Source organism: Vibrio sp. 1F279, assembly GCF_041439815.1.
Lineage (GTDB): Bacteria > Pseudomonadota > Gammaproteobacteria > Enterobacterales > Vibrionaceae > Vibrio > Vibrio tasmaniensis_A.
Map to the genome: position 1 here is coordinate 1 of NZ_JBGOOU010000061.1, position 11,171 is coordinate 11,171.

Annotated in this window: 9 protein-coding genes and 1 pseudogene; 7 read left to right on the plus strand and 3 right to left on the minus strand. The window is 40.8% G+C overall.

The window, feature by feature from the left end:
- Positions 1 to 287: 287 nt before the first annotated feature.
- Positions 288 to 540, minus strand: a pseudogene (locus ACED60_RS24280) (IS21 family transposase); the annotation flags it as partial.
- A gap of 812 nt (positions 541 to 1,352) precedes the next feature.
- Between ACED60_RS24280 and ACED60_RS24285 the strand changes: the two are divergent.
- The 4 genes from ACED60_RS24285 (at position 1,353) to ACED60_RS24300 (ending at position 5,235) form a co-directional block, all read left to right on the plus strand.
- The gene (locus ACED60_RS24285; protein ID WP_017082569.1) at positions 1,353 to 3,008 is read left to right on the plus strand and encodes an SgrR family transcriptional regulator; all 1,656 of its coding nucleotides are present in this window, start codon (positions 1,353 to 1,355) and stop codon (positions 3,006 to 3,008) included.
- A gap of 67 nt (positions 3,009 to 3,075) precedes the next feature.
- The gene (locus tag ACED60_RS24290; RefSeq protein ID WP_017082570.1) at positions 3,076 to 3,702 is read left to right on the plus strand and encodes a LysE family translocator; all 627 of its coding nucleotides are present in this window, start codon (positions 3,076 to 3,078) and stop codon (positions 3,700 to 3,702) included.
- An 88-nt stretch (positions 3,703 to 3,790) separates the two neighbouring features.
- Positions 3,791 to 4,456: a glutathione S-transferase N-terminal domain-containing protein gene (locus ACED60_RS24295; RefSeq protein ID WP_102258048.1), complete on the plus strand. Its 666-nt coding sequence runs from the start codon at positions 3,791 to 3,793 to the stop codon at positions 4,454 to 4,456.
- A 167-nt stretch (positions 4,457 to 4,623) separates the two neighbouring features.
- The gene (locus ACED60_RS24300; RefSeq protein WP_017082572.1) at positions 4,624 to 5,235 is read left to right on the plus strand and encodes a hypothetical protein; all 612 of its coding nucleotides are present in this window, start codon (positions 4,624 to 4,626) and stop codon (positions 5,233 to 5,235) included.
- Between the two features lie 59 nt (positions 5,236 to 5,294).
- Here the strand turns inward: ACED60_RS24300 and ACED60_RS24305 are convergent, their stop codons facing one another.
- On the minus strand, positions 5,295 to 5,666 hold the full coding sequence (locus ACED60_RS24305; RefSeq protein WP_102258049.1) for a hypothetical protein: 372 nt from the start codon (positions 5,664 to 5,666) through the stop codon (positions 5,295 to 5,297).
- Between the two features lie 132 nt (positions 5,667 to 5,798).
- Here ACED60_RS24305 and ACED60_RS24310 point away from each other — a divergent pair, with 132 nt between their 5' ends.
- Positions 5,799 to 6,311 carry a tetratricopeptide repeat protein gene (locus ACED60_RS24310; protein ID WP_102258050.1) on the plus strand — a complete coding sequence of 171 codons (513 nt, stop codon included), beginning with the start codon at positions 5,799 to 5,801 and terminating at the stop codon, positions 6,309 to 6,311.
- A gap of 101 nt (positions 6,312 to 6,412) precedes the next feature.
- On the opposite strand, the gene ACED60_RS24315 is transcribed toward ACED60_RS24310, so the two are convergent.
- Positions 6,413 to 7,120, minus strand: a complete 708-nt coding sequence (locus ACED60_RS24315) for a KilA-N domain-containing protein (protein ID WP_102258051.1) — start codon at positions 7,118 to 7,120, stop codon at positions 6,413 to 6,415.
- Between the two features lie 518 nt (positions 7,121 to 7,638).
- On the opposite strand from ACED60_RS24315, the gene ACED60_RS24320 reads away from it, so the two are divergent.
- Both ACED60_RS24320 and ACED60_RS24325 read left to right on the plus strand, forming a co-directional pair.
- Complete coding sequence (locus tag ACED60_RS24320) at positions 7,639 to 8,919, plus strand: hypothetical protein (RefSeq protein ID WP_102258052.1); 1,281 nt, start codon at positions 7,639 to 7,641, stop codon at positions 8,917 to 8,919.
- A 178-nt stretch (positions 8,920 to 9,097) separates the two neighbouring features.
- Positions 9,098 to 10,672, plus strand: coding sequence for an EAL domain-containing protein (locus ACED60_RS24325; protein WP_017061839.1), 1,575 nt, complete (start codon positions 9,098 to 9,100; stop codon positions 10,670 to 10,672).
- Positions 10,673 to 11,171 lie beyond the last annotated feature (499 nt).

The window sequence follows — 11,171 nt, forward strand, 5'->3', positions numbered from 1 at the left end:
ATTATTTTGAACCCTACTATTGTAGGACTTAGGGTTGGGGAGTCCAATTATCTAAACTGATATTGCGCGACATACGGAACAGGGTAAGAAGTTCGGGGGATGACTCGTATATAAGGTTGAAGATGGAGCTCTAACTGTCTTGGTACTTGCTATTAGGAAGCGTAAAAAAAAGAAGCCTATTTAATCGATAGAAAGCAACTAACCTCTCTCCTGATAGGCGTTTTTTGATATTAAATACAAATACGTAACTCTCTTAATTTTATTTTTCCAGTGGTGCTCAAACCCCGTTTAAAGTTGTATTTCTTGGCTATGGCGAGCAGCGCGGTGTTCACCTTCACCGTATGCATCACGCTCTATCATGATGGCTTTCGCATTATAGAACAACACTTCTTTTGGGACGCCCCCGAAGTATTCAAACGCTTCTTCAAGGCCTTCTATCCTGTTTTCTTGACGATCTCGCTCACTAAAGTGAACGAAGGCCGCTCGGCTATAATCAAGCATAGCAACGAAGGCTTTTACACGTACGCCGCCACGTTTTATCAAGATCTCAACAGTCTCTTTTGTCTGTTAAAACGGATAGACACAGCAATTCAAGTTGACGACCAAACCAGCAACGCGATCCATAAGAATGTGTGGCCTCAGAGCTACGAAAACTTGCGTTATAATAACACTAATATTAGAGGCTACATTGGGTCTAAACTTCAAGAATATCACCAGATCATCGCTGAATTGGCATCGATGGAGGGCGACAATATGGCAGCAAGACTTCCCCCGCTCTACAAACCGGACCGTTCCGGATCCAAACGCGCCCAGAGCGTATGAAAGAAATACTCGAAGCGTTAAAAAAATCAGAAGAAACGGACTGAGAAACAACAAGAAAGCGCCTAACACCTGCGTTAGAAACTTGTCTTAAACGCTTTCTCTGCTTAACTTGCCTTTATATGCTTGTTGAATTATTTTGTTTGGTAGCAGTTAGCAAAAATGGAACTGTACTTCATTAATTAAAAGGTGAACTGTTTATAGTAAAGAGAGCGTTATTATTTCAGGTTTGTTCGCAGATAATGAACACATGAGTCATTATCTGCGAGTAAAACAATGAATCCATTAGACTACACATTCTATACTTTAAACGCGAAACACTACTTACTGGAACCAGAACAAAAGATAGCGGTGAGACAAAACCAAAGCCGTCCGAGCTTTTCTGGGATAGTTTTCTTAGTGGGATTCCTAGTCGGTCAGGTTATCCACCTTTATTAATCACCTCCCGTGGAATTATAAGAAGACAACTTTAAGTTAAGTTGCCATATTCAGAGGTATTCGTTGTATCTAATGAACATAATTTTGAGGTTGACATGGTAGCTTCTCAGTTGTTATCTACGAGTCATCTGCAGCGTTTAAAGCAACTCGAGAAACATTTTTCTCGCAATGAAGCTTATGATGTTGATATTGTCTCACTTGCTGAAATTCTGGCCTGTTCAGAAAGGTACGTGAGTAAGCTAATGGCTTCTTTTGAAAGCTTTGGGCTTATCCATTGGGCTTCGGGTCAGGGCCGTGGTCATCGCTCAAAATTGACGCTATTAAAAAGTTTTGAGACCTCACTGCTGACTCAGTTAGAGCGCATGGCTCGCTCTGGCAGAATAGATCAGGCATTTCGACTAGCTACTCAATTTGGCGAAGTTCGTCTATTTCAAGCTCACTTACCTCTCTGGTTAGGGGACGCACAGCAGGAATTAAAAAAACAGAATACTTTGATGTATTTAGTCCCTTATATGCTGCCTGAATGGCACCCTCATTTGGCACAGTCCGCTCGTTCTATTTTATTGGTCGAAAGCGTCTTCGATACCTTAGTTCGATATAACCCTATTCAGAATGACATCGTGCCTCATATCGCTCACCAGTTTCATTACAGTGACAAGCAAATCCGTCTCCGCATCCGTAATGACATAATGATGCACAATAGAGAAGCGCTGACACCGGAACTTGTAAAAAAAAATATAGAAATGCGCCTTAGTACGCCACATCCATATCAAATTCTATTTCGTCATGTAGAGGGTATTGACATAGATAAGCAGTGGGTCATTTTCTCTATGCGTCAATCTGACCCAGTTTTCCTGCATTTGTTAGCTGACTCACACAGTGCAATTTTTGATTATCAGGCTTCAAAACCAATTGGGTGTGGGGTATATCGAGTCGAAAGTTTGGAAAAACAATATTGGAGTTTAGTTCGCAATAACCACTATTTTGGTTTTGGTGGCCATATTGAACGAGTAGAATTTTGGTGTAGTGATGCCCAACCTCAAGCGCCTATGCACGTGGCAGAACTGCTCTATTGCGAATCCCAACCTACTCAGCCACAAAAAATCGATCGCAGCGGATGTACTGTTTTACAGTTTCATCATCATGTCGGTGCATTATCCGCTCAAGAAAGAGCCTGGATTGTTCATCATAGTCGACGTTTTACGCTTGGTAGCCAAAAAAGAGCGGCGAATAGCGTGATGGATTGCCATCAAGATAAGGGATTTCACTTGTTCAAGCACGACATGAAACTGCCGACTCGTCCGGTGGTAATTGAAGTGATAGACAGTCATATGAGCGAGTTACAGCCTTTGCTCGATGAGTTATCTCAAAAAGGGGTTGTTTGGCAGGTATGTATTCAAGGACAGTCTCAAGACATTGCTATTGATATCTCCTATGACTGTTACGTTTTTGGTGACGACCTGACATTTCAATATTACGAATGGCTCCTTTGCAGTAATGTGTTTAGTCTCTGCTTGCCTGAACGTGGAAAACAAAGCCTATTGACATTTATTGATATGTTTATGCAGGAAAGTAACAACAGTCAAGAGTTTTTGCACAAACTGTATCGAGCGGAGGATTGGCTTATCCAGAACTATTATTATTGCCCTCTATGGCGCAATCATTTCACCGTGACTCGAGCGGACAACTTGTATGGCACAGAAACGAACAATATGGGCGTAATGTCTCTGGTCAATATGTGGTTGGAGTAATCGCTGGTATGGTAGTGTATCTGTAGCGATATGATTTGCAGTGTTTAACGGATAATTAAGGATAAAAATGGACTTTCACCTTTGGCTCGGCTTTGTCGCGGCATCGCTCATTCTTACCGCGACACCAGGGCCTAGCATATTTTTAGGTATTGCACATGCTCTCAGATATGGGCACAAACGCGTGCTATATACCGCCCTTGGGGACATCTCAGCTAACTTTATTCAAATGGTGTTAGTCGCCTTGGGTTTAGGTGTCATCCTTGCCAATTCGGTAGTGGCATTTACTGTCATCAAAGTCTTTGGTGTGATCACCTTGGTTTACATGGGGCTAAAAATACTCCTCGCTAAACCAGCACAAGTTGAGCACTTAAACCTCAACAACTCAGATTTACAGGCCTCAAACAAAAAGTTGTTTTACTCTGGCTTTTTAGTCGCGGCTGGCAATCCCAAAGCCATCCTATTCTTCTCGGCTTTTTTCCCGCAATTCATCAACCCCGACTTACCCGTATTCCCTCAACTCTTAGTGATGTGCCCAACCATGGCGTTGCTTGATTTCAGTTTAGTGATGTTTTATGCGTTTTCGGCCAGACGGATTGTTGATGCGAGCCGACTATCTCTTACCGCTGTGACCAGAGGAAGTGGTGCTTTACTGCTGGGAGCCGCAGGTATTCTAGCAGTTAAAGAACCCACTTAATCTCGACTGAGAACCGCGACCAAGATTGAACATACTGTGCCCAGCACAACCAATACACCTATTTAGCAACTCTCGGAGTAAGACACCTATGATCACTTTTTACGAACTGTGTGGGGACGATGGCTTAAAATTCAGTCCTTATTGTTGGCGTACGAAAATGTGCTTGATACACAAAAATATAGCGTTTGATACCACTGAGCTTTCTTTTGTCGACATTCAGGCTCAGTTTAAGGCGCAGTTTTCTACACTCCCCGCCATCAAAGATGGTGAAACGGTGCTCTCTGATTCGTTTAACATCGCTGATTATCTTGAGGCCCACTACCCTGAATCACCTTCATTATTTGGCGGTGAAAAAGGGCGTTTAATGGCACTTTTTTTCCATGAGTGGACAGCATCATTACATTCGGACATCGCCAAAATTGCCATCTTCGACATTTACTGCAAGCTTAAAGATCGCGATAAAGATTACTTTCGTTCCTCTAGAGAGAAACACTTTCAGGACAGCTTAGAAAATGTACAAAGCAACAACCAAGAGTTAGCAAAGGCCGACTTACTCAAAAAAATGAGAGTACTGGAATCTTATTTAGCTAAGACACGATACTTATCGGGCGATGCGCCCATGTATTCAGACTATATCGTCTATGGGACGTTGAAGTGGCTGCTGTCTACGAGTAACGCTTTCACAGGGGAAATGCTGACTAGCCATGTTTTGAATTGGTATGACAGCCTAGATAGGATTGGCACTGGAATTTAAACATGCTTTAAGACAACGATGGAAATGTGAACGCAACGCATAGTTTGCGTTTAAATTTATCGGATGTTACATATTGATTTGTTACAGTTTATTTCCGTATGTTGCTGTCAATATGCAATGTACAGAATAAATTTTCATTTCAAAAAAGTGCCACAGGATATCGTATTATGATAACTAAAGTTGTTCCTCTGATGTTGTTAGTTTCGTGTTCAAGCTTTGCATCAAGTGAGATTGTTGATAATTTTTCTCATATAGGATTTGGTTATAAAGGAGCTAGTTTTAAGTCGGGAGCGTTAAAACCTTACCTTAACGATAAGTATGACAATACAGAGAATAAGACGATGGGAGGGTTATACTTAGATGTCAGTGCTCAAGTTTTTGACTACGTATTCGTTGAAGGAAGAGCAGACTTTCTCACTCGATTTAGTTCGGAGGTAGATAGTTGGCAAGCTGGCGGAGGACTCATTGGGCGTTTGGGAGGGGCAATGGCAAGCTCTTTATCCTGTGGAGCAGTAAACTATCGTGCTGATAGTGATTACAGTTCACCATATTCCGAGCGTGGAACATACTGTCAAGCGATGGTTAGAAAACAAATAGCTAATCATTGGTTGATGGGAGTTTCCTATCAGCATGATTTCTTAGATCTAGCAAGAGATGAGTTTAAGTGGAATAACGTCTTTCAATTCGGCTCAGTGTTTGGCTTAGTTGCAAATTTAGAATATGCAGAGCGTGATGAGGCGGAAGTGAGCTATGAGCTTGGGTTGCAGTTCTCATTTTAACTTGCGAGGGTATATATTTTTAGAAGCTTCATTTTATTATTAATATATTATTTTGTTTTTCATAAGAGGCTAGACTTAGCCACCACTTGAAAGTCATCTCTGTATAAAATGGTGCCGACGTCTGAATGATGTAATGTCGCCACCTTTGTATCATATTCTTCTAATATATATTTTAGCTCATACATGAGTGATATATGTTTGACGCTTGAGTCTAAAAACCAAGAGATAGCATTGTCTGGCCATGACTTTGAGTGGAACGGTGGACATGGTAGTGATTCATTAAGTTGAGTGAAGATTTCTTTAATATGCACCTGATGGTACTCGTAAAGGATCAATCCGTCGACAAGCATCATTTGTGCTTGGGTAATGATACCATGAGTATGCTGGAGTCGCTTTTCCTCCTCCATACTGGCAATAAATCTTATAAACATTGGATTCCTTTATTACTATTTATTCATCTAGTTTAAGATTTTATCATTGATAATTTATCGTTGGACGATTTGAGAGTTAGCACAGAGTGTAAATAAATTTCATTCTATTAGTCAATTATAGAGGAGATGCACATGGAAACCATTATCCACGAAGCCATAAATCTTAGAGAGGCCGGAAATTATCATGCGTCTCGGCTTTTGCTGCGTACGCTATTGGATGACAGTCAATATGCAGCCAAAGCAAATTTATACATGGCTTGGTCTTATGATAATGAAGGCAAAGAGAAGCAAGCGCTTATACATTATCATCTTGCATTGGAAGGGGATCTTTCCATAACTGAACGTTTTGATGCTCTGTTTGGGTTGGCGAGTACTTATCGCAGTTTGGGTAAATACACTGAAGCGTTAGAGTATTTTGAGCGAACCATGGCTGAATACCCTGATTCACTGGAAGTACAGCCGTTCTATGCCATGTGTTTGTACAACTTAGAACGACACAAAGAAGCAACGGCGTTACTAATTAAGTTATTGTTATCAACCACTGAGAGTAAGAAAATCAAAAGTTACCAGCGAGCCATTCTGCTTTATGCAAAAGACCTTGATAGAACTTGGAAAAAACGAATGCAATGCATTACAAATCAATAGGTTAATTAAAATAAAATGTATATAAAAACAGTGGTAATTGACGTTTTATCTCCATAAATAACGCTGTTTTACAATGAATGCCGCCATTTTTGCCGCCACTTTTACATAACCCTGTTCATCAACGAATTATGATTTCGGCTTAACGCCATTACATCATCTACCAACTTCTCGAGTTGCTTTTGCTGCATTTGCATTCGGCCTTGGAAGCTTTGGTATTCACTTTCATCCACTAATGCTAGCCCGTGTTCTCTCGCTTGCTGCTTGAGTAACTGCAGTTCTGGGATTTGACTACGCAATTCATTTTCTAAGTCTTGTTTAAGTACTCTTTTTGCCAATGCGTGTTCAAAACCATGCTCTTGTGACCAAGTATTGGTATTGAATACGGCATTGTAGTGCACATGAACATTTTGGCTTGTTACGTTTTTCGCCTTCGCCAATTCAAAGATTAAGTCGTTTAAGGATAGGTCTTGCGGAACAGTTGGAGTAGGAAGTGCTAGAGCTGTGGGCATACTGTCGAACGCACGAATGGCATTTAGGTGGAACTTTGGGCTAATCCACATTGCGTATGAGTAGACCAATTCTTTGCATACCCAAGTCCCCGCATCACTACCGTCACGTTTGGTATTTATAGCAAAGCAGGAATTACTGCTTTGCTCAATTTCATTAACCAGTTCTTGAGTTTGCTGATTCTTGATAAAAATACTTGGACGATGTCGATTGTGTCCACCACTCGCTTTATGCAGATCGTTTAGCGAATACAAATTATCGAGTGTGCGAATGTCTTTAGAAAAGATTGTTAAATTTGGCATGGTTGCCTCCTTGGGGATGATCTTTAAATCACCACACAAAGGGACTAATCTTCGGGTGGTGAGCTGAACAAGGTTAGTCCTACCGCTCCCAAGGTTACGGCCAGCCGAAGCTGCCTCGCCCAGCCCACCATAATGCTGATAGTACGTTTTATAAGTAAAGCGACTATGTTCAGGTGTGCTGAAGCTGCACATAAAAAACCAGCAAAAGCTAGCGTCTATGCGCCTTGGGTGTATATTGCGGGGGACTAATCCCGACACTGGATTTTGCCAGTGCCGTTACAGATTAACGATGTGGAAGATCGGTGTCAAACGTTTAATAACGTTGCATATTGTATAGAGCGCGGTTCTTACAATCAGCTTGCCTCACCCATGAACGTAGACAGAATCGAGACAAAAACAACTCCAGAGCACACACGCAGTTCCAGAGTCACACTAAATTATTAACTAATTTAGATTCGTTTTATTTGTAACTATTGTAATTTTAGCCACCCATACAAATACGAATGATAATAATTATCATGAATTGTTTAAAGAAAATAATAGTTTCCTCATTTTTCCTCTCACCAATACATTGTTATTCTACAGAAATTATAGGGGAAGCTTTTCAATCGAATGACTCTTACGAAAATAAGATTAGAGATAACAAATCGTTAGAGTTAGAAGCCCCTGACTGTACTGGCAACTCCTCTTGGATTGATTACCCTTCCTTACCTCAAGAGCCTACAGAAACGAGTAAATCCGATATTAATTGCAGTTTTATGCAGTTTGCATGGCAATCTTTTGCTTATTATACCAGTGACAAGACACCGGGTTTATTCTTGAATATGATGCCGAAAGACAGAATATTTAAAGAGATACCCGATAGTTGGGACAATAAAGGTGATCAAGGATTAGTACAAAGTGAGATCCTTCAAGCCGGCTCTAATTTCCCATTGAACGATCAAGAAGGCAATCCGGTCTTCTATCAACAAAGTGTCAATAAAAAATTCTACAATGACATCGTCAAACACGGATTAAACAATAGCCAATGTGTCGCCGATATTGACAGTGGGAAAACACCGTTTGAAATATCCCCAGGCTCCACTGAAGTAAAAACCTCATGGAAATTAATATCTAATAACGACAACCCTGAAAAATTTTTCACTATTCATAGAGATGTTGAGATCGACGGGGCAGTAAGGAGTAATGTTCTAATGGGCTTGGTCGGGATTCATGTAGTGCGAAAAACAAGGAATCATCCTGAATTCATTTGGACCACATTTGAACACAAGGAAAACGCTCCTGATTGTGCTGATGTTCCTAACCTATCAAATTTTGAAAAATCAGGTAAATGGACATTTTTCAACCCAATGTCCTTTCAGAAAGTGAATACTTACTTCCCTGGTAAACCTACTCAAGTCTGTAGAGAAACACCCTATGGGGTTGGTGTTTTAACGAAAACTGAAGTAGCTAAAGATATAAAAGCGCTTAACGAGGCAATGTCAGATTATTACCAATCACGTAAATCTGTTTGGTCTAACTACTTCCTTGTGGGCACATCTTGGACAGTCTCAAACGAGAGTGATTTAAATAAAGGAGAGGTGCCTCCCTCTTGGAAAAATGAAATAGGGGGTTCGAAGTTATTATCAAACAGTACAATAGAGACCTATGTCCAAAACCCTCAATGGTTTGCTTTAGTGCATCCTAAAGAAGATAGGGGCTGTTTTGCTTGTCATAAATATGACCCTTTAACAAAGAAAGCCTTACATTTAAGCCATATGTTTAATGCGGCCCAAGATTACGGTCAGTGTTTTCTTTAAGGCTTGATTTAGAACCTAAAAATTGAAACTTCCTAACAAAGAGTGATCGGCTTTCCACTTTTATGATTTTACCCTTTCAGATTAAAAGGTTTTATAGAAATTAACGTTAATTAAACCGCATAATAACATTTCACAGCTCAACACAATTCGTTGGATTTATAATTATAAAGAGTTAAGTATGCGCTCCAGACACCCTTGGTTAGACCGCTTATTCAGTCCCCACCCTCAATGGGTCTATAAGACTGGTGTTATGTTATTGGCCCTGTTGTTTAGCTTATTGGCTTCATTAGCAACCAGTCTTTATCAAGTTCATAATGAAATTAAGCATGACGTCGACTACCTCGATCAAATCGTTTCTGTTGCGATTAAATATGGGCTTGAAAAACCCACTCTTTCTGAAGCCAGCGTCGCTAGCGGTGAATGCTCCACTGACACAATAGAGCAGTTAGAGAAGCTTTATGTGTCGCATCTACTTATGTCGATACCCATCGTTAATCTTGATAAGCAGAAACCTTATACCTATTGCTCTCCTTTCGGCGTTGAGCAATTTGAACAACGTAATTTTAAGAACTTACTCAGTACACAATTAAAAGGGGAAATGTGGCGTTTAGCGATTTATTCTCTCTCCACAACCCCAAAACATCCCCCCTATTTATACGGTTCGAATGGACAATATGGCTTCCTCTTTCCATTACGCACGGAATACCTTTTTCTTGAAAATGATTTAGACCATCAACGCTCTATTCGTTTATCTTTACCAAAAGAAAATTACACTATCCTTGAAATAGGCAGTTTGCCCAATGCTGATCGCCTGTACTCGAACTCAGTTGCTTCAAACTATCTTCCTCTTACCTTTGAATCCTCCGTCTCTGCCTCACGAGTGCTTTCGAAGTTTAAGCAAAACTTGTGGCCGGTCACCACTTTACTCTTTATGATTTCACTCACCATTCTTTGGTTATGTGTTTCCTATTGGCATGCAAAAAAAGAAATTGCTCTTCAAAAAGCGGTTCGAGACGCCCAGTTTTTCCCCTATTATCAACCCATTGTAGACGCACAAACAGGTAAAATGCTCGGTGTCGAAGCTTTACTCCGATGGCTTCCCTCTGATGGCCGCGTCATAGAACCAAGCAAGTTCATCCATTATCTAGAGCAAAGTGGGGATATCATTCCAACAACAGAAAATCTCATTACAACCATTTACCGCGACTTATCGTCTTTGATGAGTCAAAACGCTGAGTTTTATTGCAGTGTCAACATCACTCCTCTGCACCTACAAAATGACGATTTTTACCACTATTTAAAGCGGTTTCAGCATGACTACTCAAAACTGACGCTTGAATTGACAGAACGCCAACCGATTGAAAATTTGGCGTTTGCCAGTCAGCGCCTCGCCTTACTCAAAACATTAGGACTTAAAATAAGCCTTGATGATGCAGGTACCGGTTATGGCGGAAACTCCTATTTGCATTATTTCGATATTGACACTATCAAAATAGACAAAATGTTTACACGCTCCATTGATGAAGGAAAATCCGCTGTTCTAGATGGGTATATTAAAATGGCTAAGCAGTTAGAAATGAATCTAGTAGCGGAAGGGGTTGAAAATAAGCTTGAAGCTAACGGGCTTTTATTAAGAGGCGTCTTTCAACATCAAGGTTACTATTACGCTAAACCTATGTCGATTGAAGATCTCCATCGCTGGGCTTTAGATTATGGTTATACTCACGAGCGGGTTAGTGAGGCGCTCAGCTAAAAACATCACGGAGCTTACCTTAGTCAACAACGAAAAGATGCTCTTGCTAATACTCGTGGTTTAGCCTAACTGAGTCCATAAAACGAACACGTCGGGAGTAAAGAAGATAACCACACTCTTTGCTCATTTGTGGCATCACTTACTTAAAGTGGTCCACCAAGTTCCCCTTGTGGGATAACGAACCGTTCCCGCCTTACACATCAGAACATGTACGTCAGAAAACCCTTTTGGCCCGTTCTTTCACGATAGGTCGAAAACCAAGTCCCTTGTGCGTTGCTGATGCTTTCAAACATTGTCATCCCCATTGATGTTGATTCATACTGACTACGTTGATATCGCAGTCTTTGAGATCAAAGTCGAAAAACACATTCGTCGGCTTTTTATTCCATCTGCATACCAACACCCGCATCACCGTAAGAGTGGCTGCCTTCACTATTGCAAAAAGCGCCGCAGATGGGCGCAGGCCTGCGTAATATGCCTAAAAAGTTCAGGAGCCTTA

Coding starts and splice junctions, on each gene's coding strand:
- ACED60_RS24285 (WP_017082569.1), top strand. CDS start 1,353: ATGGTAGCTTCTCAGTTGTTATCTACGAGTCATCTGCAGCGTTTAAAG.
- ACED60_RS24290 (WP_017082570.1), top strand. CDS start 3,076: ATGGACTTTCACCTTTGGCTCGGCTTTGTCGCGGCATCGCTCATTCTT.
- ACED60_RS24295 (WP_102258048.1), top strand. CDS start 3,791: ATGATCACTTTTTACGAACTGTGTGGGGACGATGGCTTAAAATTCAGT.
- ACED60_RS24300 (WP_017082572.1), top strand. CDS start 4,624: ATGATAACTAAAGTTGTTCCTCTGATGTTGTTAGTTTCGTGTTCAAGC.
- ACED60_RS24305 (WP_102258049.1), bottom strand. CDS start 5,666: ATGTTTATAAGATTTATTGCCAGTATGGAGGAGGAAAAGCGACTCCAG.
- ACED60_RS24310 (WP_102258050.1), top strand. CDS start 5,799: ATGGAAACCATTATCCACGAAGCCATAAATCTTAGAGAGGCCGGAAAT.
- ACED60_RS24315 (WP_102258051.1), bottom strand. CDS start 7,120: ATGCCAAATTTAACAATCTTTTCTAAAGACATTCGCACACTCGATAAT.
- ACED60_RS24320 (WP_102258052.1), top strand. CDS start 7,639: ATGAATTGTTTAAAGAAAATAATAGTTTCCTCATTTTTCCTCTCACCA.
- ACED60_RS24325 (WP_017061839.1), top strand. CDS start 9,098: ATGCGCTCCAGACACCCTTGGTTAGACCGCTTATTCAGTCCCCACCCT.